This is a genomic window from Streptomyces sp. NPDC101152, from assembly GCF_044768275.1.
Taxonomy (GTDB): domain Bacteria; phylum Actinomycetota; class Actinomycetes; order Streptomycetales; family Streptomycetaceae; genus Streptomyces.
Genome location: NZ_JBIWPO010000004.1, coordinates 1 through 26100 on the forward strand (window position 1 = coordinate 1; position 26100 = coordinate 26100).

The 26100-nt window shown below is 70.4% G+C and carries 24 protein-coding genes and 1 pseudogene; 9 read left to right on the forward strand and 16 right to left on the reverse strand.

Annotation, left to right across the window (positions count from 1 at the left end; genetic code table 11):
• Positions 1-37 precede the first annotated feature (37 nt).
• From ACIRVK_RS06340 to ACIRVK_RS06360, 5 genes are all read right to left on the reverse strand, one after another.
• Positions 38-715, reverse strand: coding sequence for a hypothetical protein (locus tag ACIRVK_RS06340; protein WP_404244262.1), 678 nt, complete (start codon positions 713-715; stop codon positions 38-40).
• A 22-nt stretch (positions 716-737) separates the two neighbouring features.
• Entirely contained in the window at positions 738-1013 is a 276-nt protein-coding gene (locus ACIRVK_RS06345) for a hypothetical protein (RefSeq protein ID WP_404244263.1), read from the reverse strand.
• A gap of 484 nt (positions 1014-1497) precedes the next feature.
• Positions 1498-1881, reverse strand: a complete 384-nt coding sequence (locus ACIRVK_RS06350) for a hypothetical protein (protein WP_404244264.1) — start codon at positions 1879-1881, stop codon at positions 1498-1500.
• Positions 1881-3644 carry a hypothetical protein gene (locus ACIRVK_RS06355; RefSeq protein WP_404244265.1) on the reverse strand — a complete coding sequence of 588 codons (1764 nt, stop codon included), beginning with the start codon at positions 3642-3644 and terminating at the stop codon, positions 1881-1883. Before ACIRVK_RS06355 ends, ACIRVK_RS06350 begins: the two co-directional genes overlap by 1 nt.
• Before the next feature lie 109 nt (positions 3645-3753).
• Positions 3754-4494 (reverse strand): DUF2637 domain-containing protein, encoded by a 741-nt coding sequence (locus tag ACIRVK_RS06360; protein ID WP_404244266.1) that lies wholly within the window; start codon positions 4492-4494, stop codon positions 3754-3756.
• A gap of 1249 nt (positions 4495-5743) precedes the next feature.
• Between ACIRVK_RS06360 and ACIRVK_RS06365 the strand changes: the two genes are divergently transcribed.
• Together ACIRVK_RS06365 and ACIRVK_RS06370 are read left to right on the forward strand one after the other, a co-directional pair.
• On the forward strand, positions 5744-6082 hold the full coding sequence (locus ACIRVK_RS06365; RefSeq protein WP_404244267.1) for a hypothetical protein: 339 nt from the start codon (positions 5744-5746) through the stop codon (positions 6080-6082).
• 664 nt (positions 6083-6746) lie between these two features.
• Positions 6747-7310, forward strand: a complete 564-nt coding sequence (locus ACIRVK_RS06370; protein WP_404244268.1) for a CGNR zinc finger domain-containing protein — start codon at positions 6747-6749, stop codon at positions 7308-7310.
• A 124-nt stretch (positions 7311-7434) separates the two neighbouring features.
• On the opposite strand, the gene ACIRVK_RS06375 is transcribed toward ACIRVK_RS06370, so the two are convergent.
• Positions 7435-8877: an aldehyde dehydrogenase gene (locus ACIRVK_RS06375; protein WP_404244269.1), complete on the reverse strand. Its 1443-nt coding sequence runs from the start codon at positions 8875-8877 to the stop codon at positions 7435-7437.
• 134 nt (positions 8878-9011) lie between these two features.
• Here ACIRVK_RS06375 and ACIRVK_RS06380 point away from each other — a divergent pair.
• Positions 9012-9134, forward strand: a pseudogene (locus tag ACIRVK_RS06380) (alpha/beta hydrolase); the annotation flags it as partial.
• 136 nt (positions 9135-9270) lie between these two features.
• Positions 9271-9759: a TetR/AcrR family transcriptional regulator gene (locus ACIRVK_RS06385; protein WP_404244564.1), complete on the forward strand. Its 489-nt coding sequence runs from the start codon at positions 9271-9273 to the stop codon at positions 9757-9759.
• Positions 9760-9766: 7 nt separating this feature from the next.
• Here ACIRVK_RS06385 and ACIRVK_RS06390 read toward each other — a convergent pair whose 3' ends face one another.
• The gene (locus ACIRVK_RS06390; RefSeq protein ID WP_404244270.1) at positions 9767-10603 is read right to left on the reverse strand and encodes a prephenate dehydratase; all 837 of its coding nucleotides are present in this window, start codon (positions 10601-10603) and stop codon (positions 9767-9769) included.
• Positions 10604-10875: 272 nt separating this feature from the next.
• On the opposite strand from ACIRVK_RS06390, the gene ACIRVK_RS06395 reads away from it, so the two are divergent.
• Entirely contained in the window at positions 10876-11577 is a 702-nt protein-coding gene (locus tag ACIRVK_RS06395) for a transglycosylase SLT domain-containing protein (RefSeq protein WP_404244271.1), read from the forward strand.
• Between the two features lie 197 nt (positions 11578-11774).
• Here ACIRVK_RS06395 and ACIRVK_RS06400 read toward each other — a convergent pair whose 3' ends face one another.
• Together ACIRVK_RS06400 and ACIRVK_RS06405 are read right to left on the reverse strand one after the other, a co-directional pair.
• Entirely contained in the window at positions 11775-13529 is a 1755-nt protein-coding gene (locus ACIRVK_RS06400) for an LCP family protein (RefSeq protein ID WP_404244272.1), read from the reverse strand.
• A 131-nt stretch (positions 13530-13660) separates the two neighbouring features.
• The gene (locus ACIRVK_RS06405) at positions 13661-14236 is read right to left on the reverse strand and encodes a TerD family protein (RefSeq protein WP_404244273.1); all 576 of its coding nucleotides are present in this window, start codon (positions 14234-14236) and stop codon (positions 13661-13663) included.
• Positions 14237-14335: 99 nt separating this feature from the next.
• Here ACIRVK_RS06405 and ACIRVK_RS06410 point away from each other — a divergent pair, with 99 nt between their 5' ends.
• Positions 14336-14566 (forward strand): hypothetical protein, encoded by a 231-nt coding sequence (locus ACIRVK_RS06410; RefSeq protein WP_404244274.1) that lies wholly within the window; start codon positions 14336-14338, stop codon positions 14564-14566.
• Positions 14567-14612: 46 nt separating this feature from the next.
• On the opposite strand, the gene tatA is transcribed toward ACIRVK_RS06410, so the two are convergent.
• The 7 genes from tatA to ACIRVK_RS06445 all read right to left on the reverse strand — a co-directional run bounded on the left by tatA (position 14613) and on the right by ACIRVK_RS06445 (position 22242).
• Positions 14613-14888 (reverse strand): Sec-independent protein translocase subunit TatA, encoded by a 276-nt coding sequence (gene tatA / locus ACIRVK_RS06415; RefSeq protein WP_404244275.1) that lies wholly within the window; start codon positions 14886-14888, stop codon positions 14613-14615.
• Between the two features lie 31 nt (positions 14889-14919).
• Complete coding sequence (gene mgtA, locus ACIRVK_RS06420) at positions 14920-17541, reverse strand: magnesium-translocating P-type ATPase (protein WP_404244276.1); 2622 nt, start codon at positions 17539-17541, stop codon at positions 14920-14922.
• Positions 17534-17896, reverse strand: coding sequence for an ArsR/SmtB family transcription factor (locus tag ACIRVK_RS06425; RefSeq protein WP_404244277.1), 363 nt, complete (start codon positions 17894-17896; stop codon positions 17534-17536). The genes mgtA and ACIRVK_RS06425 overlap by 8 nt, the downstream gene beginning before the upstream one ends.
• A gap of 161 nt (positions 17897-18057) precedes the next feature.
• Entirely contained in the window at positions 18058-18321 is a 264-nt protein-coding gene (locus tag ACIRVK_RS06430; protein WP_404244278.1) for a hypothetical protein, read from the reverse strand.
• Between the two features lie 278 nt (positions 18322-18599).
• The gene (locus tag ACIRVK_RS06435) at positions 18600-19622 is read right to left on the reverse strand and encodes an SH3 domain-containing protein (RefSeq protein WP_404244279.1); all 1023 of its coding nucleotides are present in this window, start codon (positions 19620-19622) and stop codon (positions 18600-18602) included.
• A 578-nt stretch (positions 19623-20200) separates the two neighbouring features.
• Positions 20201-20776, reverse strand: a complete 576-nt coding sequence (locus ACIRVK_RS06440) for a low molecular weight phosphatase family protein (RefSeq protein WP_404244280.1) — start codon at positions 20774-20776, stop codon at positions 20201-20203.
• Complete coding sequence (locus ACIRVK_RS06445; RefSeq protein WP_404244281.1) at positions 20773-22242, reverse strand: polysaccharide biosynthesis tyrosine autokinase; 1470 nt, start codon at positions 22240-22242, stop codon at positions 20773-20775. The genes ACIRVK_RS06440 and ACIRVK_RS06445 overlap by 4 nt, the downstream gene beginning before the upstream one ends.
• A 339-nt stretch (positions 22243-22581) precedes the next feature.
• Here ACIRVK_RS06445 and ACIRVK_RS06450 point away from each other — a divergent pair, with 339 nt between their 5' ends.
• The 3 genes from ACIRVK_RS06450 to ACIRVK_RS06460 are packed head-to-tail and all read left to right on the forward strand — an operon-like array spanning position 22582 to position 25967.
• Entirely contained in the window at positions 22582-23259 is a 678-nt protein-coding gene (locus ACIRVK_RS06450; RefSeq protein WP_404244282.1) for a hypothetical protein, read from the forward strand.
• On the forward strand, positions 23256-25136 hold the full coding sequence (locus ACIRVK_RS06455) for a DUF4012 domain-containing protein (RefSeq protein ID WP_404244283.1): 1881 nt from the start codon (positions 23256-23258) through the stop codon (positions 25134-25136). Before ACIRVK_RS06450 ends, ACIRVK_RS06455 begins: the two co-directional genes overlap by 4 nt.
• A 12-nt stretch (positions 25137-25148) precedes the next feature.
• Positions 25149-25967, forward strand: coding sequence for a glutaminyl-peptide cyclotransferase (locus tag ACIRVK_RS06460; RefSeq protein ID WP_404244284.1), 819 nt, complete (start codon positions 25149-25151; stop codon positions 25965-25967).
• The last annotated feature ends 133 nt before the right edge of the window (positions 25968-26100 follow it).

Sequence of the window (26100 nt, forward strand, 5' to 3'; positions counted from 1 at the left end):
CCAAGCAGCAGAGTGCCCACCGCTGACCCTCAGCGCGTCAGAAACTGGCCTCGTTCATCCGTACGTGGCTGAGGACGTTCACCTGTACGCCGACACCGAGGATCACGGCAGTGAGGTTGGCGGGGACGGAGCCGGTAATGCGGATCGCAAGGTAGGTCTCGTGGCCCTCGTCCGCACGGACCTGCAATCCGAGGGTGAAAGTGTCGAAGTCCTGGGCATGTTCGCGGCCGTCCCGCAAAGTCGCCCGGGTCAGCTCCAGAAGGGCCGCGCGCAGCCCTCGCACAAAGCGGACTGCGGCCTCGGCCCGGTAGCGGACGTGGTCCTCACGGGCCGGCAACAGGTGCGCGGTGTAGGTCGAGGTCTTCAACCCGTCGGTGTGAACGGCGTTGTAGCGGGCCCGTGCCGCCTTGGCGTCCGCCTCCAGCGCGGCATAGAAGTCGTCGCCCGAGCCGTCTTCGCGCCGTCCTGCCGCCACCAGCCAGGGCAGGTCCTCACCTATCCATACCGCGCCGCGCCACCGCTGCACCTTCACCTTGAACAGCACTTGGTCATCGATGGCGCGGATCCGTTCGTGCTTGGTCCCGGCGTCGGCAAACTGCTCCGCCGCCTTCGCCAGGATCGGATGCTCGATCTCGTCCAGCGGCACGGTGACCGGAGGCAATGACAGTTCCAGATCCTCGCGCAGGCAACGCAGCGTGGGACGGGCGGGTCGCATCTTTTCGTGTTCTCGGCTCTCGCTACTCTTCGATCCCGCCGACCGCATCGATCTCCTCCGCGGTCAGCCCGGTCAGCAGCATCACGTCCGACTTCAACGACCCGTCCAGCACCTGGAGCGCCTCGACCATGCCGGCACGCAGGTCCTCCCGACGCTGTTCCAGGTAGGCCCGCACCGCCTCGGCGACAAGATCCTTCTTCGTCAGCCCCAGGAAGTGTGCGCCCTGACTGATCAGCTTGTCGGTCTCCGGGTCCACCTTCAGTGGAGCCTGCCGCGCCGTCTTCGTTGCCACCGTCATGACCATCACCTCCCCACCATAGTACCTAAGTACCTCAAACTGTGAAGCCGCGATGGCGGCAAGCGGGAGCAGGACCACGTGCCCGCCACGGAGGTCCACGTGGTCACGTGCAATGGGCTGTGATGCCCCAGAAACGGTCGTGTGATCACAGGGCACCAACCCCACAGTGCCGGAGTGAGCCGGCCAGGACGTTGCCGCCCCACTTTGCGGCCCGGAGGGCCGGCTGCGGAGCCCTGGCGGCCCAGCACGACGAGGACGACTCCGGCGGAGGCCACGTCCCGGCTGCAGGGGCGCGTCGTGCGGGCAGTGCGGCGCGCTCACCCGCCAGTTCCTCAATGTCGCGGTCAGCCGCGCCAAGCGCCGCCTGTTCGTCATCGGCAATCGCGACGTCTGGCACGACCAGCACTGCTTCGCCCTCCCACGTCTGGCAGCCCGTGCAGAAGCAGGAGTGACGTGATATTCGCTCTGCCGGGGGTGGTGTCCGTCAGACGAGTGCGGAGACCGCCGACAATGCGGACGCGATCAGGGACACCAGCCCGGGCACACCACCGCACTTCTGCTGGATCTTCTCCAGCAGCCCCTTGGCCACAGCTCGCCCGTCGGTGTTGTCCAGCGGCTGCTCGGCCACCGTGTCCAGGAAGCCGACGCACAGGTCGTAGTCGTTGACGCGGGCGCGTTCAAGCTCCATGCCCTGCCGGATCTGCCCGAGCAGATCGGCGATGCCTTGTAACTCGTCCCGGCCGATGCCGGAGTTGTCCTGGCTCTGAGTCGAGTGGTAGGCACCCGGCTGGTTCTGCACATTCTGCATGGTTCCGCTGTTCTGGATCCCTGAGTTGGCGCCACCCGGCTGCCGGTTACGGCCGAACATCACGTTCCTCCTCCTGATCCTGACGACTGCTGGGAGCCGACGGCCCCCGGCTGGTTCTGGACGTTGCTCATCTCACCCGTGTTGATGATGCCGTTGTTCAGGACAACCGTGATCTTTTCCCGGTACGCGACGGTGTCCACGTTGTGTTCGACGAGGAAGCCCTCGACGGCGGCGAGGACCCGTCCTTGCATCATGTCGATGTAGCGGCGGGCGTCGTCGTACTGGAGCATGTCGTCCATGTACCGGGTCGAGTAGACCTCCCGCAGGCTCACCGGCCCCTTACCGGGATCCTGCTCGGGACGCGGCTCGCCCTTCTTGGCCCGTTTGACCAGCTGAACCAGCCACCAGCCGGTGTCCACGACGGCGAGGTAGGCCATGCGCCGTCTCCAGACCCAGCCCCCTCGCCTCGCTTCCTTCTCCGCCCGGCGCAGTTCGGGGTGGACGGGGTTGACCACGTGTGGGCGGATGACGACTCGCAGGTAGTGGTTCTCGTAGGCGAAGCCCACAAAGAGCGACGCCACCAACTCGCCGTCCCACGAGGTCATCCGCGCGCACAGGAAGCGCCGGGCGACCTTCGGCGTCCGCTGCGCGTTCGCCGCCCGCACACCGTCCCGGGCCAGTGTGACCAGCCCCTCCCACCTCTCGGAGGTCAGCGTCTCCCAGCGATCGGCGGCAATCGCCGCGACACCGAACACCTCCTGCTCGCTGTCGGGGTGGAAGTCCCGCAAAGGCTTGATGAGGCGCTGCAATTCGCCGGCCACATGGGCGTGCAGGTCGTCCGGGGTGAAGGTGACCACGCCATCGCCAGGCCGTGCCCCGGCCAGGAGATCTTCCACGCTGGGTAAGAGCCGAGACGGGCTGTTCCCCTTCTCAGAGCCCTGACCGTCGTCCTCGTCCGACGACTTGGCGGGACCCACATCGATTCCGATCTGCGTCTCGAACCAGACCTTGCCGGCCCCGACGAAGTGGTACTTCGCCCCCGAGGAACGGATCTGGTTCTGGTACGGGACGACCTCCTCGTATGTCGCGTCCCGGATCTGCTCCACCGCGCGCCGGAACCGGCGGGGCACCTCGGCACCCCACACCTCCCCTTCGCCGGCGCCGATCAGCGGGCCCAGCCGCCTCTGGGCGAGCACCCGGTCCGTGTAGAACGCCGCCCATAACCCGATCACGGTGATCAGCGGGGCCAGGTAGGCGAGCGGTGCCAGCAGCCACAGGCCACCGGCCGCGCAGGCCAGGACCATGAGGCCGCGGCGCAGCCACAGCAGCCGTTCCGCCTGCGCACACGCGGTCAGTACAGCTTCCAGGTCGAAGCCGTGCGACGGTACCGGATGCCCGCCGGCCGCGATTCGGCGGCGAACCCAGCGCGCGTACTCGTGGCCGACCAGCACGCGTGGCTGCTTGCGCTCGGTCGGCTCGTCATCGTCCAACGCTTTCTCCAGCGCGGCCCTGTCGCCTTCGAGGGCTCGTTTGGCCGCCTGTTCCAGGCGCCGCTCGCGCACCTTCTTCGGAGTCAGCCTGTCACTGAGTTGCTTGGCCTTCTTCCGTCGCCACGTTCCCAGCTTCTCAGCGAACTCCTCCGCTCTGTCGGGCCGCAGATGCGCCACCGCGCACAGTAATCGCGTGGGCTCGGTCATCCCACCCTGCCCATAGCCGGGCCGACCGTTGCCGTTCGCCGGCTGCCGTGGCACCGCAGGCAATTTCAGCAGCGACCCGGCCCCATCCGCCCAGGCGTCCCGGAATTTTAAGGAATCCGAATCCATACGCCCCCGTCCATCAGCACGACGAACGATCGTGCCCCATGGAAGCGGTCGTTGCCTACCACACCCAAGCATGCCAATCAGGCCAAAATCGGTAGCGTGGGGCGCAAGTTCAGGGACGACCTCGGCTTCCGTTCACATGCGCCCGGTCCACCGTGCTCGGGATCCGGCCGACACGCCGCCAACGGGCCAGCACGGCCCGGCCGTAGTTGTTCGTGCCCGCCACCCGGTCCAGCTCCGCCCCACTGGCCATGTGCCCGGCAGCCAGCTGACGCTGGAAGTGTTCCCACATCACGTCCTCCGCCGAGATGCCAGCTGACCGAGGCCGAACACCCTGCGATAGCAGAGCCTGTTTCTCTCGCTCGCCAACGCCTGCCGACTCTCGACCATTCTCGCTCGCCTCTTGCCGCCCCGAACGTGTCTCGTCTCGGTTCCCCGAGTCTTGCTCTCGCCGGGCATCCTCTGTCTCGTCTCGGCTCCCTTTCACGCCCCCGTCTCGCTCCCTGTCGCCGGACGGCGTGGACGAGTGGCGAACGCTCTCGTCCCGGTCTCGGCGGCCGAAACGGTGCGCGAGCAGTTCCACCGACAGCAACAGCGCGACCGGCGGCCAGCCCGCCACCAACATCGGCTTCCACGCCAGTGCAGGCGCCGCAGCGATGTTCGCCGCCAACGACACCGCGATACCGAGAAGGAACGCCAGCCACACCACAACCCGCGCCCGGCACCCCACGCTTCGAGCCGGGGCCAGCAACCCGACTGTCGCCAACAGCAACAGCCCGTCAACTGACAAGGGCCACAGCGTCGCGCTCACCGCATCCGCCCCACCCTGCAAGGCGAACTCCCGCTGATGCACGTATGAGGCGTACCCCGCCACCGACGCCACCACCAGCGCACAGCCACGCCGCACCCACGCCTCAAACCCGACACCGTTACCCACGGTGCCCGAGGCGGCGTCACAAACGACCGGGGAATCCCCCCGAGACACCGACTTCGGGGCGCTCACCGGGAACCACCACCACGCCGACGGCGCCGCCGCTCCTGCGGCACCGCCACCGTCCCGGAAAGCACCAGCTCACGGCCTATACGGGGCCGTACAGATGCTGTCGGTGCCCCGCCGGGGGCGCCCTCGCTCCGCCCTCCTTCGGGAGGGCGTTTTTGCTGGCCAGAGCAGGTGAAACCCTTCACGGAAGGGCGCCGGGCCGCTATCCATCGGTCATGGGAAGGGCCCGGCGCCGTCCGGCTGTCACCGGGATTCTGCGGGTGACTGCGGCAAATACGTGGCGAAGTTTTTGGCCGAAGATCAACCAGCGGCGGGCAGCACGCAGAGGTCCTACGGCGGCTTCGAGGCGCTTCTTCAGGTCGGCCTGCTGACCATCGACGCACCGGACGTACGTGGCGAGGAGCACGCTTCAGCCTGTCGGCGGTGCCGGCTCGCGAACCCTCGATAGTCGAGAACCAGGACGAAGCCCACCGCCGCAAAGAACACGCCCATAAGGAACGGCCCCAGCAAGCCCCAACCGTGGACAGGCGCGCCTCGCCCGACCACCGTCGAGTCCGTGATCACGGTAGGGCTATGACGTGTCAACACCTGGAGATCATAGGAGGGCAGCCCTCCAGAGGGCCCCCTCTACGAGTCCGGTTCGCGACCAGGCCATGCACCAAACAGTGCCCGCCCCTGCGGGAACCCGCGGGAAACGGCCGGAATGCGAGACCCGGCCTGCTCCGTCACACCTTTCAGCAGCCAGCCGCCCACGAACCCGGGCGAAGGCCCTCGTGCTCAGCCCAACTCCCACCACCACAGTTGGAAAGGGTGTGGGTCGGCGGCTTCTCATGGCTTCGCCGTTGGAACTCGACACGCGTACCGTCATACGGCAGAACGACTTGCTGACTCCAGGGAACGTGCCGAGTGGCTATCGGATCTGGGACAACCGGGGACGTCGATGGTGGGGAGATGTCTACGAGTTGTGCCCTGACGACCTCGTACTCGAGCTCAACGGTCATGCGGACCAGGCACGGGTCACTGCGCTGATGAAGCACTACAGAGCTCAGGAGCGGTAGATGATTGTCCATTGCGCGAGTTCTGGGGAATGCATCATGGGCTCATGGGCATCGATCTGGAGTTGCATTCCGCTCGGCCGGCACGCAGTTGGCGGAAGTCCCGCGCGACACTCCTTCGGGGCTCTTACGGGCACGGCGACGCGTTGGCCGATGTGCTCGGCTCGTTCCGGCTTCCTGGAGTCCCGGGCAGGCTCACCGCTGTCGATCCCTCCGCAGATTCGTTGATGAACGAACAAGAGTCGGCCGCTGCACTCAGAGAGATCCACGCTCTGAAGCAGCGGTGCAGCGACGAGCGACAACGCGCCGCTGTGGACGACCTTGCGACGATGCTGGAGCAGTGTGCCGGCATCCCGGGCAGCTACCTGTGGTTCCAGGGCGATTGAAAATGCGTTCGGCTTGCCATCGCCACAGGCGACGCATGACCACGTGAGGGAACCCGGTTGCTTGCATCTGATGGCCGATGCTTCGTCCGGTGTCGATGGGCGGGCACATACCGCCTCCCGGACAGTTGCCGACGGCGAGGTGAGGACCGAACTCCGACGGCGGATCGCGGAGCACTAAGAGTGCGGGGTGGGCGAGAACGTGGTCCGCCAGGCTCGGGAGCTGCTGATTTCGCAGGGCGCCCTGGAGCGCCGCGCTGGTGCGGGCACCTACGTCGCCGAGCCCGGCAGCGGGTATGACTGGTTCGTTCCTCGGCTCGCGAGCGGCCCGGCGGGTCGCCGTTCCGGGGCGGTAGGCACACAGCACAGTATGTGCTGCATGCCGTACGGGCTGGTCTCCCCGGCCCACTCAGCGCTCGTACAGCAGTTCGCGGGCGGCAGACCTGAATCCGAGAACTCGTCGGCCGCGGTCGGCACCGCCCGCGGTCCTGAGCCCACAGGCGCACGCGCCTCCCCCCTCGGACGGCGGGATCAGCGCCGGGCGGCGGGGCGCAGCGGAAGCTGGCCCCCGGCACCGACCACTGCGCAAGGGTGGGCGGGCGGGTCGTCACCGGCTGGAGAGGTGATGTTCTTGTCTCAGGCGAGAGTCACCTGTCAAAATGGTGACGTGAACCTTGACCATGTATTCGTGTGCGGACACCCGGCCCTCGACTTCGCCGCCACCCTCCGGGCCCGCCGCTCGGCCCGGTTCGAGATGTTCGTGACGCCGGAGCGGCTCAACGCCTGGTACCTGGAGTCCGGGCTCGTGGACGCGATCACGCCCGGCGAGGAGGACGACGTCCGGGCGGCGACCGCCGTGCGCGAGGCTGTCTATCAGCTCGTCACCGACCGCCGGCTCGGCGAGGACCTCGACCGGGAGGCGCTCGCCGTGCTGAACGGCGCGGCGCGGAAGACCCCCGCTACGCCGCAGCTCACACCGGCCGGCAGGCACACCGAGGCGACCCCCGAGCAGGCGCTCGCCACTCTCGCCCGGCAGGCCGTCGAGCTGCTCAGCGGCCCGGACGTGCCCCTGTTGAAGGAGTGCGGCAACCCCGAGTGCACCCGGGTCTACATCGACCGCTCCCGGGGCATGCGGCGCCAGTGGTGCGGCATGGAGTCCTGCGGCAACAAGATCAAGGCCGCGGCGTACCGCGCCCGTAAGAAGACGGCGGCTCCGGCGAGCGCACACTGATCAGCGGGTGACGGGCGAGGGGGAATGTTGTCGCGCGTCGCCTTGGAGTAGGTACAGATCCGGTGCGGGGCGTCCGCTAGTTCCTCCGCCGGGGCAGTGACGAACTCACGCGAGCCTGGCAAGGTCAGACGGTGATGGTCTTGTACTCGGTGTACGTGCCGAGGCCGACCGCTCCGTACTCGCGGCCGATGCCGCTCGCCTTGAAGCCGCCGAACGGGCCGTCGAAGGCCACGGACGCGCCGTTGACGGTGACCGTGCCGGTGCGGATGCGGCGGGCGATCGCCAGGGCGTGCTCCTCGTCGGCGGACCAGACGCCGCCCGAGAGGCCGTACTCCGAGTCGTTGGCGATGCGGACGGCGTCGTCCTCGTCGTCGTAGGCGATGACCACCAGGACCGGACCGAAGATCTCCTCCCGCGCGACCCGCATGGAGTTGTCGACGTCGGCGAAGACGGTCGGGGTGACGTAGTTGCCCTGCTCAAGGCCCGCCGGGACCTGCAGGCCACCGACGACCAGGCGGGCGCCCTCCTCGATGCCGAGCCGGATGTAGTCGCGCACCCGTTCCTGCTGGTCGGGGCGGATCATCGGGCCGATGAAGGTGTCGGGGTCGTTCGGGTCGCCGACCTTCAGTGACCGCACCATGTCCGCCAGCGCGGTCACCACCTCCTCGTACCGGCCGCGCGGAGCCAGGATCCGGGTCTGGGCGATGCACGACTCGCCGTTGTTGAGCAGGGAGCCGAACTTGAGGCCCGCGACCGCCTTCTCGATGTCGGCGTCGGGGAGGATGATCGCGGCGGACTTGCCGCCCAGTTCCAGGCTGACCCGCTTGAGCTGCTCGCCCGCGATCGCGGCGATACGGCGGCCGGCCCGGGTCGAGCCGGTGAAGGCGATCTTGTCGACCTCCCGGTGCGAGATCAGGTACTCACTGGTCTCCCGGTCCGCGGGCAGCACGCTGACCACCCCCTCATGCAGCCCCAGCCCCTCCAGCAGTTCGGCCAGGAACCCCATGCTCAGGGAGTTCTCCGGGGACACCTTGAGGACCACGCAGTTGCCGACCAGCAGGGCGGGGAGGATCTTCGCGGTGGCCGAGGAGAACGGCGAGTTCCACGGGATGACGGCGGCCACGACACCGACGGCCTCGCGGCGCACCACGCTGCGCACGGGCGAGGCGGGGTCGGAGGACGCGAGCGTCTCCTCCCAGGGGAACTCCTCCGCCGCCTTCAGGTAGGCGTTCGCCTGCCGGGTCAGGCCGGGCTGTCCGGCGCGGGTGAACCAGGCGGCCGAACCGTTTTCCAGCGAGATCAGCCGAGCGATGTTCTCGGCGTTCTGCTCGCGCAGCGCGTTGAACCGCCGCAGGAGCGCGATCCGTTCCGCCGGCGGGGTCAGCCGCCACGCGCCCGCCTCGAAGGACGCCCGTGCCGCGCCCACCGCGCGGTCGACGTCCGCGGGCCGCGCCTGCGCCGCACGGCCGACCACCGACCGGTCGTGCGGCGAGGCGATGTCGAGCAGCTCCGGATCGCTCGGCTTGACCCATGAGCCCCCGATGAAGAGCCGGTCGTAGGTGATCACGCGAATCTTCTACCTTCCGTTATAAGTGTCACGACAATGTAGCACTTATGTTTGTCAGCTACACACGGCAGTGACTGTAGTGCGCTCGATCAACGTGCGTCACCGATTTGACAGGTGACGACCCCTGTGTGACGGACGTCGCCCCGCTCCTCACCGACCAGGGGTACCGCGTCATCGTCCCGTTCCTGCGCGGCCAAGGCAGCACGCAGTTCCTGTCCCGCCACGAAGTCCAGCGTGCCGTGCCCACCGCCTTCGCCCGGGCCGTGGCCGACGCCGACCACCGCCTCTGAGTAGCCCACGGGCGCAGTGCCCTGCGCCGCCCTCCCTAGACTCGTTGCGGTGAGAGCCGACGCAGCGCGCAACCTGGAAGCCGTCCTGACCACCGGGGCACGCATGCTCGCCGCCGACCCGGGCGCGAGCATCGCGAGCATCGCCGCGGCGGCGGGCGTGGACCGGCGTACCGTCTACCGGCGCTTCGCCTCCCGCGAGGACCTTCTCACGGCCATCTACGCGGCCCGCCTCACGGCCATCGAGCACGCCATCGAGGACGCGCGGCTGCGGGAGGCACCGGTCACCGTCGCCCTGCACCGGTACGTCGAGAACATCATCGCCGTCAACCGGACCTGGCCCGTCGACCTCACCCGGATGCTTGCCGACGACAGCGTGCACGCGCGCCGCGACGCGTCCGTCCGTGAGGTCGACGCCTTCCTTCGGCGCGCCACCGACGAGGGGCTCCTGCGCACCGGTCTTCCGGAGGGGTGGGCGGGCGCGCTGCTGCCGCAGCTGATGCACCTCGTCTCCCGGCAGTTGCCCGAACTGAGCCCGGCGCGGGCGGCGGACGTCGTCGTCGACACCCTGCTCAACGGCCTGGGAGCGCCCTGACGCGAGGTCAGTCGGCCTGGCGGTGCGGATGCGCGGGGTAGACGCCGAGGACCCGTACCTCGGAGGAGAAGAAGCGCAGTTCGTGCAGGGCGAGGGCGACGCGCTCCTCGTCGGGGTGGCCCTCGACCTCGACGTAGAAGCGGCTGGGGTTGAGCCCCGCGCCGATCTGGTAGCTCTCGATCTTGGTCAGGTTGACGCCGCTGCTGGCGAACCCGCCGAGCGCCTTGTAGAGCGCGCTGGGGATGTTGCGCACGCAGAAGAACAGGCTCGTCATCGTCGGCTCGCCGGTGTAGGGGGCGAGGGCCGCCTCCCGGGACAGGACGACGAAGCGGGTGGTGTTGTCCGGGTCGTCCTCGACCTCGGGGCGCAGCACCTCGAGCCCGTAGAGCCTCGCCGCTGCGGGCGGGGCGAGCGCCGCGTGCCGTGGGTCGCCGAGTTCGGCCACCTCGCGTGCCGCGCCGGCCGTGTCGTCGCTGACCAGGGTGCGCCAGCCGCCCTCGCGTAGCACCTTGCGGCACTGTCCGAGCGCGTGCACATGACTGCGGACGCACTCGACGCCCTCCAGGGTCGCGCCGGGCACCCCCATCAGGTCGAAGCGGATGGCGAGGAAGTGCTCGGCGATGATGAACAGCCCCGACTCGGGCAGGAGGTGGTGGACGTCCGCCACGCGTCCGGCCGCGGAGTTGTCCACCGGGATCACGGCGACATCGGCGGCGCCGAGCGTCACGGCGTCGAGGGCCTGCTCGAAGCTCGTGCACGGCAGTCCGGTGCTCCCGGGATAGAGGACGTCGGCGGCGGTCGCCGAGTTGGAGCCGGGTTCACCCTGATATGCGGCGGTCGTCACCGTGGTCAGCCTTCCTGGGGCGGTCCTGTCGTGCGGCGCCGAGAACTCCTCGCGTGCCGCACCCGCTGAAGTATGGGCGAAACGCGGCCGGGGTTCACCCGCGTCTCAGCAGCGGGACAACGAGCGGGCGTCACCGGTGTGAGCATCCACACCTTCTCCATGATTGCGTCACCGGCGTGGGCGCGGCAGAGTGTTCGAACTGCCTTGTCCGGTGGGGTTGTTGCCCTCGACAGTCGTGGGCCGGCCCGACGGACGAACCGGAAGGAAAACGCGTGAGCCCGATATCGGTGCGGGGATTAGCGGTCGCTTCCGCAACTGCGGTCACCGCCGTCGGAAGCGTTGTCGGCATCGCCTCGGGCAGCGCGGCACAGCCCGGTGACGCCGAGGCGACGGCCTCCGACACCACCCTGCTGGCTGACCTGCCCGCGGGCCAGCAGGCCCAGGTGCAGACCGCGTCGCTGACACAGCAGGCCGACGCGCAGGCCGTCCAGGCGGACGCGAGCGCCAAGAAGGCCGCCGAGGAGTCCGCCCGCAAGGCCGCGGCCCGGACGGCGACGCAGAAGAAGGAAGCCGCCCAGAAGGCGCTGCAGGCGTCCAAGGACCGCGTCGAGACCAAGTCCGCCACGTCCACGGGCTCCGGCTCGGGATCGGGCTCCTCCGACATCCCCGTGCAGAGCTCGTACACCGTCACGCAGATCAAGGCGATCGCCGCGCAGATCGTGCCGGGCGACCAACTGCAGTGCTTCAGCAACATCGTGGAGCGCGAGTCCGGCTGGAACTACCAGGCCGTCAACCCCTCCTCCGGTGCCTACGGCCTCGTGCAGGCCCTGCCGGGCTCCAAGATGTCCTCCGCCGGCGCCGACTGGCGGACCAACCCGGCCACCCAGATCAAGTGGGGCCTCAACTACATGAACACCGTCTACCAGAGCCCGTGCGGCGCGTGGACGTTCTGGCAGGCCAACCACGCCTACTGAGCGGGCGGTCAGTCGACCGTCCGGGGTTTGGGAGCCTCGTGGCCCCCGCCGGAGACGGAGTTGCGCGTACCGACGCATGCTGACCCTGCCTTGCGCAGCCTCGAGCGGGACCGGCGCGGTCACCGCGGCCAGGGCGGCCTACGACAGCGCCGCCCTGGCCGCCGCTGAGGCGGAGGAGCCCGTTACGCCGCTGTCGGCTACTGCGCCGAGTCCTTCAGGCCGCTCGACGCCGCGTAGGCCTGGGCCGGCGTCATCGGCACGCCGTTGATCTGGACCGTCCTGTAGGGGCTGACCTTGGCGCAGCCCTTGGCGTTGTCGGCGGTCTGGGCATGGGCGTCGGCGACGGCCGCGTGGGTGTCGGCCGGGGCGGCCGAGCCGCCGGAAGAACCGCCCGCGGAGCCGAAGGTCGTACCGGTCGGCCAGTCGCTGCCGATGACGAGGACCACGCCGGCGGTGCTGCCCTGGGTGAGCTGCGAGGCGGGCAGGCCGATCGCGGAGGCGACGGTCTGGGCCTCCGCCTTCTGCCCGGGACCGTAGGTGATGGTCGTCTTCGCCGACCGGGCCGGCGCGTTGCCCGAGGTGGTGCCCGAGCTGAAGCCCTTCGCGATCAGGCCGCCCGCGACGACGGAGGCGCGTCCCCCGGTCGTGGTGCCGTTCTCCACGTGCACGGCGACCTGGGAGGCGGGCACGGCGGGTGCCGCCGAGGCGGAAGAAGAAGAGGAAGAGGAGGAGGACTTCTTCTTGGCTCCGTCCTCGGCGGACAGCGACTGGTCGTTGGCGATGGTGGCGAACAGCTGCTTCGCCGCCGCGGCCGGCACCACGCGGTCCTTGTTGGCCGGATCGGCCGCGGTCTGCATGGTGGTGAACGTCATCCGCTTCGACGGCACCTTGTTCAGGTCCGTCGCCAGCGAGATCAGCTTGGTCACGCTGCCCAGGCCGTCGTCCACCGTCAGCGCCTTGGTGGCCGCGTCCGCCAGCGAGTACACCTTCGCCGGGTTGGCCAGCGTGCCCGCGCTCTTGAACTTGCGGATCATCGCGCTGAGGAAGAGGTGCTGGGAGACCGTACGGCCCAGGTCGCTGCCGTCGCCGAAGCCGTGCCGGGAACGGACGAACTCCAGGGCCGCGTTGCCCTTGAGCGTGTGGGTGCCCTTGGCGAGCTTGAGGTGGGAGTAGGTGTCGTACACGTTGTCGCTGACGCAGACCGAGACGCCGCCGACCGCGTCGGACATGCTGACCACGCCGGCGAAGTCGAGCATCACGAAGTGGTCGATGGTGATGCCGGTGAGCTCGTGGACGGTTTCGACCTGGCAGGCGGGGCCGTACTGCAGCGCGCTGTTGATCTGGCCGTAGTAGCCGGGCGTCGACTGCTTGCTGTCCGGGTCCTTGCAGGCGGGGACGTGCGTCATGGTGTCGCGCGGCACGCTCATGACGGTGGCGTTGGAGCGGTCGGCGGAGACGTGCACCACCATCTCCACGTCCGCGTTGTGGCCGACGGTCGAACTGGCCGAGCCGCAGCCGCCGCCCAGTTTGCAGTCGATCGCGTTGTTGCGGCCGTCCGAGCCGATGACCAGGAGGTTGATGGGGGTCCGGCCGAAGGCGTCCGCCTTCTCCGAACCGCCCTTGCCGTCGAGCGAGATGCTGTTGATGTTGCCGTTGAGATGCTCGTACAGCCAGGCTCCGGCTCCGGCGGTGATCAGTATCAGCGCCGAGACGGTCAGCAGGGCTATGCGTGCGACGCGTCTGCGCCGGGCCACCGGTTTCGCGCGGCGTCCGGCGCGACCGCCGTGCCCGCGCGTCGCCTGCCGGGCGGCGGCACGGCCGCCCTGCGGGGGCACGCTCGCGTGGTCCGTCCCGCCGCGCCGGCGGGACGTCTCGCCCCGGGGGCGGGGGACGCCCCCCGAGCGATCACGGGTGGCCGATCGGCCGCGGGTCTCGCCCCAGGGGTCGCTCAACTCCCACTCCCTACGCTGCGGCGTACGTCAGGGCGGAGCCCTGGGCTCGGATGATTGCGCAATATAGCAACGGTGACTGAGAAACTCCGATGGTCCACGCCACACGCTCTTACCTGAACGGCGGGGACCTTTCAGACGTTGACGCCGAAGTCCGACGCGATGCCGCGCAGGCCCGAAGCGTAACCCTGACCGACGGCGCGGAACTTCCACTCGCCGCCGTGGCGGTACAGCTCACCGAAGACCATAGCCGTCTCCGAGGAGGCGTCCTCGGAGAGGTCGTAGCGCGCGATCTCCTGGCCGCCCGCCTGGTTCACCACCCGGATGAAGGCGTTGCGGACCTGTCCGAAGCTCTGGCCGCGGGTGTCCGCCTCGTGGATGGAGACCGGGAAGACGATCCGCTCGATGTCGGCGGGTACGGCGGCGAGGTTCACCTTGATGCTCTCGTCGTCGCCCTCGCCCTCACCGGTGAGGTTGTCGCCGGTGTGCTCCACCGACCCGTCCGGGCTGGTCAGGTTGTTGTAGAAGACGAAGTGGGCGTCGGAGGCAACCTTGCCGGACGCGTTCAGCAGCAGAGCGGACGCGTCGAGGTCGTAGTCGGCACCGGTCGTGGTGCGCACGTCCCAGCCCAGCCCCACCAGCACGGCGCTCAGTCCCGGCGCCTCCTTGCTCAGCGAGACGTTCCCGCCCTTGCCCAGGGAAACTCCCACGGCTCTTCCTCCCGGCTCTCGGCCCTCAGTACGTCACTTGTTCCAACGCCGGGGCCGGCACCGCGGTTCCCAGACTTGCGCAACCCGTAAACTGTCGTTGTGCTGATCGACACCACCGCGAACTGGGAGACCGCCGTCCTGGACGGCGGTCCCGCGCACGGCCTCAAGACCCGCGTCGCCGACCGGCCCCGGGTGCTCCAGGTCACGTACCCCTGCCCCGTGGACGAACAGGCCGACGGCGTGCGCGTGGCGGCGCTGTACCTCTACCGCCGTGACTACGGCGTGACCAGCGAGCCGTTGCGCTACGGCTTCGACATAGCGAGCCCCTGAGGGGCCCGCCGGCTCAGTGGATCGGCCGGCTCGAGGCGCCGCCGGCTCAGTGGGCCCTGGTCTCCTCGGCGACCGGGCGGGCCGTCGTGGCGTCGCCTGGGGCGGCCTGCACGATGCGGGGAGCCTCGGTGGGCGCCGCGGGCTCGGGGGCGGCGGCCGTGGTGGCGCCGTCGTCCTTCATCGCCTTGGCCTCGCTCTTGAGGATGCGCATCGACTTGCCCAGCCCGCGGGCGGCCTCGGGCAGCTTCTTCGACCCGAACAGCAGGATGATGATGATCGCCACGATCAGCAGGTGCCAGGGTTCGAGTCCGTTGCGGAGCATCCCACCCACCCCATTCTCTTCGCCATGATTGCTACGTTGCGCAACTGTACAACCAAGGCAGCTTTCTGACAGCCACCAGTCCGGCCGTGTAGAGGCCGAGAACAGCGGTCAGCAGAAGGTAGTAGAGGGGCGGCAGCGGGGTCAGCCCGAGCAGCGAGCCGAACGGGGTCACCGGCAGCAGCAGGCCCACGGCGGCCAGCGCGCCCGCCGCCCAGCCGACCGGCCCCGGCAGCGACCCCGCCGTGTCCCGCCCGGCCCGCAGCAGCACCATCACCAGGGCCTGTGTGATGAGGTTCTCGGTGAACCAGCCCGAGTGGAACACCGCCGAGTCGTCCAGCCCGCCCGGCCCGTGCAGGGTGGCCGTGAGCACGCCGAAGGTGGCGAGGTCGGCGACCGCGTTCAGGACGCCGAAGCCGACGATGAAGCGCAGCAGGTCACGCGGGCGCAGCAGGATCGGTCGGCGCAGCACCGACGGATGCGGCCGGTCGTGCGCGAAGGCGAGCTGCGCGGCGTCGAAGAACAGGTTCTGCGCGAGCACCTGGGCCGGCAGCATCGGCAGGAAGGGCAGCAGCAGACCGGCCATGAGCATGGCGATGACGTTGCCGAGGTTGGAGGAGAGCGTGATGCGCAGGTACGTGGCGATGTTGCCGCCCGAGTAGCGGCCGGCCGCGATGCTGTGCCCGATCGCGGTGAGGTCCTTCTCGGCGAGCACCACGTCGGCGCTCTCCCGGGCCACGGCCACCGCGTCGCGCGGGGCGATGCCCACGTCGGCGGCGCGCAGGGCGGGCAGGTCGTTGACGCCGTCGCCGAGGTAGCCGACGGTGTGGCCGCCCTTGCGCAGGGCGGTGGCGACGCGGGCCTTGTGCTCGGGGGCGCAGCGGGCGAAGACGACGGTGCGCTCGGCGGCCGCGGCGAGTTCGGCGTCGGTGAGACGGTCGACCTGGGCGGCGGTCAGGACGCCGTCCGCCGGCACCGGGACGCCCAGGTCGCGGCAGGCGCGCACGGCGGTGCCGGGGTGGTCGCCGGTGAGGATCCGGACGGTGACGCCCCGGTCGGCGAGTCCGCGCAGCGCCTCGGTGGCGGTGGGCGCGGGGGCGTCCTTGAGGGTGACGAAACCCCGCAGGCGCAGGCCGCGCTCGTCGGCCGCGGTGTACTCACGCGCGCGTGCGGGTCGTTCGGCGGTGGCGACCGCCAGCACCCGCAGCCCGTCGTCCGCCAGCCGGCCGGCGAGCGCGAGCAGCCGCTCCCGCTCCTCGTCCGTCGTCGCGCACCGCGCGAGCACGGCCTCGACGGCTCCCTTGACGACCAGGGTGTGCGTGCCGAGGCGTCCCGGGGTGCGCACGACGGCGGTCGCGAGGCGCCGTACCGGGTCGAAGGGAAGGGCGGCCACCCCGTCGTACGCCATGGCCTCGTCCTCGTCGGCCGCGTCCAGCAGGGCGTCGTCGAGGGCGTCGGGGGCGGGCAGGTCGGCGAGTTGCAGGGTCCACCAGGCGTTGACGGCGGCCCAGCGCAGGACGTCCGGGTCGTCGTGGCCGTCGGGGCCGAGGGCGCGGTCGAGGACCGGGCGGTCCTCGGTGAGGGTGCCGGTCTTGTCGAGGCACAGGACGTCGACGGCACCGAGGTCGTGCAGCGCGGGCAGCCGTTTGACGATCACCCCGTGGGCGCGGGCCAGCAGCGCGGCACCCCTCGCCAGGCACATGGTGACGATGACCGGCAGCATCTCCGGCGTCAGCCCCACCGCCACGGCGACGGCGAACGGCAGCGTCTCCAGGCCGCGGTCGCGCAGGGTCGCGTTGGCCATGAGGACCAGCGGCGGGGTGAGCAGCATGAACCGGATGAGGATCCAGGAGATGCCGTGCACCGACCGGTCGAAGGCGCTGGCCTCCCGTCCCGGGTCGGCGGGGGTGTGCGCGGCGGCGAACCTGGTCCGCGCGCCGGTCGCCACGACCACGGCGGTGGCGCTGCCGGAGGCGACGCCGCTGCCCTGGAAGCACAGCTCGGGCCGGTCGAAGACGCCTCCCTCGACGGCGGCCGCGTCGGCCGCGTCCTTCGGTACGGGCGCCGACTCCCCGGTGAGCGCGGCCTGGTGCACGGTCAGCCCCTGCGACCGGAGCAGCCGTACGTCGGCCGGTACGAGGTCACCGGGACCGAGCCGGACCACGTCGCCCGGCACCAGTTCCTCCACCGGGATCTCCCGGTCGTCCGGCGCCTCGTCCTCCTCGGCGCGGCGCAGCACGGTGGCCGTGGTGGCCACCAGCCCGCGCAGCCCGGCCATCGACCGGTCGGCCCGGTGCTCCCCTGACGCCCGCAGCACACAGCTCACCGCGACCAGCAGCAGGATCACACAGGCCGTCCCCCAGGAGGCGACGACCGCCGAGACAAGGCCGAGACAGAGCAGTACGGCGGTGAACGGGTCCCGCGTGCTGCGCAGCAGCGCGGCCGCCCAGGACGTCCTGCGATACGCCGGCAGGGTGTTCGCCCCGACCCGGGCCAGCCGCTCCTCGGCCTGCGCCTCGGTCAGCCCGCGGGGGCCGCTGTCCAGGTGCCGCAGGGTCTGCAGGACGGTCGCGGGACGGGGCGCCTCCGTCCCCGGTCCGGTGCCGGGGGCGGGTGCCCCGAGGTCCGGTTCCGGGGCCGGGGTGCTCTCAGCCACCGGTCCCGCGCAGCACGCGTACGGGCGCGGACGCGCCCTCGGCACGCGCGGCGAGCTGACCCACCATCACCCGCACGACGGTCACCACGTCGGGATCGTCCACGAAGTAGATCTGCCGCCGCCCCTCCCGCCGGGACCGCACGAGCCCCGCGAGCTTCAGCTTGGCCAGGTGCTGGCTGACCGCGGGCAGCGCGCCGCCGACCCGGTCCGCGAGGTGGGTGACGTCGCTCTCGCCCTGCGCCAGCGCCCACACGATGTGCAGCCGGGCCGAGGACGCCAGCAGCCCGAAGGCGGCGGCCGCCTCGGCCAGCACCTCGGCGGACGGATCCTCGAAGCCACCGATGTCCGCTGCCACAGCCCTCTCCCGTCCCGCCCTCACCGACACACCGCACCGCGCCGCCCCAGTCTAGGGGCCTGGGCGCCCACCTATGCGATGTGGCATGGCGAAAGCGGAACAGCGCCGTGACCCGCCGCCGGGCTGCTCCGCGCCGCAGCACCGCTCCCAGCCTCAGGACCTCAGCCGGAACCGTCCCCGACCGACCCCTCCTGCGCACCGGACCGCTCACGGGCCGCCGTCATCAGACACCAGGCGACATCGCCGACCGCCGCGCCGACCGCCGCGGCCCCGGCGATCAGCCCGGCCGTGATGAGACCGCCGCCGACGTACGGCCGCCCGTCGAAGCAGGACATACCGACCCCGAGGGGCAGCAGCATGACCGCGAGGGCGGCCGGGACACCGGGCACGAGCATCGCTCGCACGGACAGGAACCGTCCCGCCATGTGTCTCTCCCCGATGGGTGTCTCGATGGATGGGCTGTACGGGCTGGTGAGTGTAACGGTTCTCGGTTTGCGCAACCTTAATACTGACCCACACCCGACATAACGTTCCCTACTGACGAACTCGACATATCAACGAAGGGCCCTCGACAAGGGCCACTGACGACAGCGGTCCGTGGCGCCCCCCCCGCCCCGCGGGGGGGGCCCCCCCGCACCGCTCTAGGGGAAGAGAGTGTGGTCAGGGAACGGGGCCTCCTTACGGCCGGGTTCTCGGCCCGGGATCAGATCGGCTGGCAGACCGACGTGACGGTGACGGTGGCGGCATCGGTGCCGGGGTTGACGACGGTGACGCTCCAGGCCGCGCCGGGTTGGCTCGACAGAGTGTTGACCTGTCCCGTCCCCGTCAGCTGGGCGTCGCCGCCGCTGACGGCCGTGAACGCCCCGAGGGTGGTGCACGACGGCCCGCTCAGCGTCGCCGTGGCGCCCGCGGCCACGGTCTGGGGGGCGGAGGTGAGCAGCTGCGTCTGCGTAGTCCCGGCCGGGCCGGTGACTCCGACAGCGCCGGCAGGACCCGTCGGACCGGTAGCACCGTCGACACCGTTGAGCCCGTTGAGCCCGTTGAGGCCCTGGGGGCCGGCCGGGCCGGTGACACCGGCGGGGCCGGTCGGGCCGGTCGGACCCGTCGCACCATCGAGCCCGTTGAGCCCGTTGAGTCCGGCGGGACCAGTGGGGCCAGTCGGCCCCGTGGCCCCGTTGAGGCCGTTCTGGCCGTTCTGACCGTTCTGGCCGGTCGGACCGGTCGGGCCGGTCGGGCCGGTCACGCCGTTGAGCCCCTGGGGGCCGGTCGGGCCGGTCACACCGTCGAGCCCCTGGGGGCCGGTCGGGCCGGTGGGGCCGTCGAGCCCCTGGGGGCCGGTCGGGCCGGTCACACCGTTGAGCCCCTGGGGGCCGGTCGGGCCGGTCGGGCCGTCGAGCCCCTGGGGGCCGGTCGGGCCGGTGTCACCCACCGGACCCGTCGGCCCCGTCGGCCCCGCCGGACCCGTCGGCCCGGGCGAGCAGAGCGGTACGCCGGACGCCGCGACGTAGTGAGCGGTCACCCACCCGTCCCGACCCGCCAGCTTGTACCACCAGGGGTTCTCGTGGACCTCTTGACCCGCCTCCTGGCAGAGGAGATAGACGACCGCCCTGTTGGGGAGGAAGCCCAGGGAGGGCGAGGCCGTTGTCGGCAACTCGCGGATGTTGAGGCCGTTCCTCGCGGTGACCGTCCCCGGGATCCCCGGCTGGCGCTTCTTGTGTGATTTCACCCCCGCTCCTCGCACGATCCGACTCGTCTGCGGGGTGGCGGCCTGAGCCTGCGCCCGGCTGGCGACAGACTGCGTCTGCGCGTGAACGGGGCCGCACAGGCCCAAGGTAAGCCCCAGGCTTACCGCCCCGAGGACCAGCGACGACGCGCCCCTGGTCATAACGCCCTCATGCACCAAAACCCACCAGGCCTTTCCTGAGCAAACTGGGATGGATTGGGTGAGAGAAGTAAACTGCACATGAATGGTGCAAAACGAGGCAATTTTAAATAAATAGGCCGAAAGCGGCACGCAGATCGCTCGGAAGGCTCGCAAATAATCAGCTAATTAGCGGCTTCACTGTGCGGAACCGGACGATTTCCAGGGTCAGCGACCACGCCGCCGAGCGGCACGACGTCACCGTCTGCGGTACCGCCTCGGCCGGATCGGCGGCGTGGCGGCCCAGGTTTGTTCGTCGGCAGTGACGTCGTCTCCGTGCGGGTGCCTTGCGCGGACAGCACGCGGCGCGCCGACCGAGCAGCCCGCATCACATGCCCTGACGCCACCCGACGACGCGCCCGGTCACCACGGTCATGACGGGCTCATGTGCTCGCACCGCTGTCCAGCAGCCGGGCGAGCCTCCTCACCTCGGCGTCGATCTCCAGGGCGCACCCGTACAGCACATCACGGGGCATCCCCCATGGGTCTGCGATGTCGTCCTCGTCGGGAGGCACCGGGGGGACGGCACCCCGGCGCGCGGCTGCGGCTGCCACCACGGTGTTAAGACCGCCCTCGGCCTCAGGCCATTCCCGGGCACGCCCCACGCCAACACCCTCAGCGGCGAGCCGCACGAACTCCTTCAGGGTGAAACAGCGCCGCATGGCCGAGGGCGCGAGTCGCACGGCCGCCTCCCGGTGCTCGCGCGCGAGCCCGAGGACCAACGCGGCTCCCGAAAGAAGTCGTGCGGTGAGCGGACGGGCCGCGAAGCCGGAGCCGCCGGCGCCCAGTTGCTCCAGCACCCCCCTGGTGGGGCCGTCCATTCCGGAGCGGTGCCACGCCTCCGTGCCGGCGCTCTCGGGCCGCACGGTCGAGCCTGGCGGAAGCCTTGCGGCCAGAAGCCGCTCGGCGAGAACCGAGCGGTGCACATTGCCCGTGCAGACGAAGAGAATCCTGGTCATTTCTCGTGTGCGGGACACGCGAGTGTGGACGCGGTCGCCTCGTCCCCGGGAACCGACGTACGGGGAGCGGGCAACTCGCCGTACTGCCCGTACGCCCCGTAGCCGTAGCGGCCTCCCTTGAGAACCGGAGCCATGCTGAAGACGGTGCCGAGGACCCGGACGCCCACACGCTCCAGCGATTCCTTGGCGGCGCGCACCTGGTCCCGGCTGGTCTTCGCTGCGCGCACGACGAGCAGAGCGCCCTGGGCGAGCGAGGCGAGCCCGAGGGTGTCGGCGACCGGCAGCAGCGGCGCGGTGTCGACGATCACGACGTCGTAGGTGTTCGCGAGTTCGCCGAGCACCTCCTTCATACGCGCCGAGGCGAGCAGCTCCGTGGGGTTCGGAGGCACGGGGCCGCTGGCGAGGACCGAGAGCTGACCGCCGGTCCGCTGCATCACGTCCTCGATGCGGGCCTGACCGATGAGCACGGTGGTGAGACCGGCGTCCTGGACGAGGCCGAAGGGTCCGGCCACGCACGGGCGGCGCAGGTCGGCGTCCACCAGGCAGGTGGACATGCCCGCCTCGGCGAGCGAGAGGGCGAGGTTCACCGCGGTGTTGGTCTTGCCCTCACCGGGCACCGAACTCGTCACCACGATGATCCGGGGCGGGTCGTCGACCTGAGAGAACTGCAGGTTGGTGCGCAGCTTGCGGAAGGCCTCGGCGCGCTTGCCGCGTCCGTCGGTGCTGACGAGCGGCTGCTTGGGGGCGTTCCTGTCGTACGGGATGGCACCGAGCGCCGGCAGCGCGGTGTACTCGCCCAGCGCCTCGCTCGTCTTGAAGGTGGTGTCGAGCGTTTCGCGCAGGACGACGAGCCCGGCACCGAGCACCAGACCGCCGATGACTCCGGCGGCCAGGTTGAACAGCGGGCGGGGCGATACCGGGGCGGTAGGGGGTACGGCCTCCTGGGTGATACCCAGGGAGACAGGAGAGGCGGGCGCGGAATTGTCGTCCGTACGGCTGTCGGACCGCTGGTCCTCGACCGTGTTCCTGGGCGTCTCCAATCGCTCGACGACCGCGCTGAACCGCTCCGCCACGGCGTTGGCGATGCGTGCCGCACGCTTGGGGGCGGTGTCCTCGACGGTGATGTCGATGAGCACGGTGTTGAGCGGGGCGCGGGCCGTGATCCGTGACGCCAGTTCCTCCGGGGTGGTGCGCAGCCCCAGCTCTTTGACCACGGGCTCGGTCACCTGACGGGTGGTCACGATCGCGGCGTACGACTGCACGCGCGCCTGCGAGAAGCTCTGACCCTGATTCAGCTCGGTGGTGCCCTCACCGGAGCGCGTGGCGACGAAGAGCTGGGTCCTCGCCTCGTAGACGCGGGTGCTCAGTCCCGTCGCGGCGAACGCCGCCCCGATCGCGAGCACCAGGCAGACCACGACGGTCGGCCAGCGCCTGGCAAGAGCCTTCAGGAATCCGTGGAGATCCAAGCTGCACCCCTCATAGACCGAGGGGACCATCCGAAACAGGATGTTCTGTCCCCTATGTGCACGGCCGACGATAGGTGCTCGCGTGCTCGAACTGGGGGAGCCACGACCGCATCGGACTGTCGGGCGACCCCGCCGGCACAGAGACGTCCGGCCGCTCGACGCGACGGCACGGGCCGGAAGAGGCAAGAACTACACCATTCGATGGCATCTGGGAGGCGCCACGCCAACAGATGTCGATATGTTCCATTTATTCGATGTATCCAGATCTTGGTATTCACATCGTGATGACGGCCGACGCTGCAGGCCTGATCCGAACAGAAGTCGAGGAGAGCGAAGAAGATGACACCATCGCGCAGATGGCGGGTCGCCCTGGCATCGGCGGCCTCGGCCGCCATGCTCATCGCGGCACCCCTGGTAGGGGGGCAGGCCGCGTACGCGCAGCCGTACCCTCCGTCCCCTCCCCTGACCATCAGTAGCACCACGGTGACGGCCGGAGGGCCGTTGTCCTTCAGCACCTCGCCAGGGGTCTTCGGTCCCGGACAGGGCGTCACGGCTGAGCTGGAATCGAAGCCGATCATCCTCGGCCACTTCTGGGCCCAGCCCGACGGATCGGTGGCGGGGACGGTGACGATCCCGACGACGGCCCCCAACGGCTGGCACACCTTCCGGCTCACCTCGGACCACCCCGACCCCAGCGTCGCCGCCAGCATCTACGTGACGGGCGGTCTCGAACCCACCCCCACCCCCACCCCGACCCCCACCCGCCCCGGGCACCACCACGGGGACGACGAGCACGGACACGACGGTCACGATGACGATCCCGGCGTGCCTGGTGGACCGGGCGGGCACCCGGGGTCCGGAGACCACGTGCACCACCCCGACGGCGTGCGCCCGGGCCACCAGCACCTCGCGGAGACGGGAAGCGCGAAGACCCTGGCGCTGGGCGGCGCCTCGGCGGCGCTGCTCGCGGCGGGCGGTGGCACGATGCTGGCCATGCGCCGTCGCCGCAATTCATGACGGAGCGCCACGTCCCAGCGGCGGTACCACGGCGTCCCGGCCCCGGCCGGGGCGCCGTCCGCGCACGCGGGCCCGGACGCTTCCGCGACGGGGCACAGGACCACCGCCGTACCGTCAGGAACACTCTGCTGGCCACCACGACGCTCCTTCTGACGGGCGCCGCCTGGATCGGCGTCACAGGCCTGCTCGCTCGTTCGGAGCTGATCGCGGCCCAACAGGACCTCAGCACGCTGAGGCGGTCGGTGGGGCCGATGGCCGCCTCCGGTGCGGTGCCCGCGTCCTCCTCGCAACGGCAGCAGGCGGCGCTCTCCGCCGCCGCCCACGCGGCTCGGGCACATTGGCTCACCACGGGCCCGGCCTGGTACACCGCCGCCCAACTGCCCTTCCTCGGCGGCCCGGTCAGGACCGTGCGCGGCGCCACGTACGCGGCGGACCGGCTGGCCGGCGACGTGCTGGCCCCACTGGCGCGCATCCTGCCACAGCCCACGCCCGGCAGCCACGGCAACGGGATGTCCGAGGCCCTCACGGCGTTGCAGCAGCACGGACCGGACCTGGCTCGCGCCGCACGCGTCGCCACGCAGGTGCAGGTCGACGTGCACGGGTTGCCCAGGTCCACCTGGCTGCCGACGGCCGACCGGGCCCGCGCCGGGCTCGCACAGCAGATCGACCGCCTCGCCCCGGTGATGACCGAAGCTTCCCTGGCCGCTCGCGTCCTGCCCCCCATGCTCGGCGCGCACGGGGAACGGCGTTACTTCCTCGCGTTCCAGAACCTGGCCGAGGCACGCGGTACCGGGGGCCTTCCGGGTGCTTTCGCCGTGCTGAGGGCCGATGGGGGTCATCTGTCCTTCGAACGGTTCGGCAACAACACCGAGATGGAAACGGCGAAGGCGGACGTCGATCTGGGAGCCGAATTCGCGAACCGCTACCGGGGCAGCGACCCCATCCACGTGTGGGCCAACTCCAACATGAGCCCGCACTTCCCCTATGCGGCCCGCATCTGGGCCTCGGCGTGGCACGAGCACACCGGCGAGCACGTGGACGGCGTGATCGCCGTCGACCCCGTCACGCTGAGTCGTCTCCTGCGGGTCACCGGGCCGGCACGCACGGCCGACGGCACCGAGCTCACCGCCGACAACGTCGTGGACCTCACGGAACGGGCCAGTTACGCGGTCTACGACGACATCGCCCGGCGCAAGACGTTCTTCGTCGACGCGGCGCGTGCCGCCGCCGGACAGCTGATGACGGCGATCGACGACCAGCGCCTGCTGCCCGGCCTGCTCGTCGCCATGAACGACGCTCAGCGGGACGGACGGCTGAAGGTCTGGAGCGCCCACGCCGCGGAGCAGCGACTCCTCGAGTCGCGCCCCTACTCGGGCACGCTCCCGGACACCCCCGGTCCCTTCGCGGGGCTTGTGGTGAACAACGCAGCGGGCTCCAAGCTGGACTACTACCTCGACCGCAGCCTCGTCTGGGAAGCGGGCGACTGCGTCGGGGACGAGCATGCGGTCACCGTCACCGTGAGCCTGACCAACCGCGCCCCTGCCTTCGGCCTGCCCGGTTACGTCACGCTGCGTGAGGACCACCCGCCGTACCCCACCCACCCGGGTGACAACCGACTCCTGGTCTCGTACTACGCCGGGGCAGGCGCCACCTTCACCGGCGCCGTTCTGGACGGCCGGCCGGCTCAGGTCACCCCGGGCGTCGAACGTGGCCACTCCGTGTTCACCCTGGACCTGGAACTGCCCGCCGGCTCCCACCGCACGCTGGTGCTGCACCTGCTGGAGCCGCACGCGGACGGCGCCCCGACCGTGCTGCGGCAGCCACTGGTGACGCCGCTGCTGGCCACGCTGAAGCCGGGGAGCGCCTGCCATGTCTGAGCGGTCCGCCGAGTGAGAGCGGCCGTGCTCGCGGGCGCGCTGCTGCTCACGTCGTGCGCGGCGGGAGGCCTCGCCTCCGCCGATGCGTCCGCAAGCCGGGCCATCGGTGGGCGGCAGATCGTCGCGCACCGGGTCGAGTACCTGCGGGCCAAGGTGATCGAGGCCCTGCCGCACGATCCCCAGGCGTTCACGCAGGGCCTCGAAATGGTCGGCGGCACCCTCTACGAGGACACCGGCCTCTCCGGCCGGTCCTCGGTGCTGGCCGGGCCTCCGGGCAAGCCGCCCACGGTCCGCGCGGCGCTGGCCGCGCCCCTGTTCGGCGAGGGGATCACCGTGCTCGGCCGGACTCTGTGGCAGCTCACCTGGCAGAACCGGATCGCCATCGAGCGCGACACGGCGACGCTCGCGGAACTGCGCCGCGTCCCGTACCCGGACGACGGCTGGGGGGTATGCCTGCAGCGGGAACGGCACCGGCTGGTGACGAGTGACGGCTCGTCACGGCTGACCTTCCGCGACCCCGCCACGCTCACGAAGACGGGCGAGGTCACCGTGACCCAGGAGGGCCGGCCTGTGACGGAGCTGAACGAGCTGGAGTGCGTCGGCGACGCCGTGTACGCCAACGTGCTCTTCACGGACCGGATCGTGCGCGTCGATCCCGCCACGGGCGCCGTGACGGCGAACATCGACGCCTCGGGCCTGTTGCGCGCCGACGAACTCGTCCCGGGGTCCGCCCTGAACGGCATCGCGGCCGTTCCGGGGACGGATCGGTTCCTGATCACCGGGAAGTTCTGGCCCAGAATGTTCCGTGTCGTGTTCGCCCCCGCCAGGTGAACGGGCGTACCCGCCAAGCATGAAGCTCTGCTCATCGGGTGAGACTTCCGCACCACGCAGCGTCGCACCCGGTTCCCCCGTGGACGGCATTACAGACTCGAGCAGTCCCTTTAACCCTACTTGGAGGGGAAAT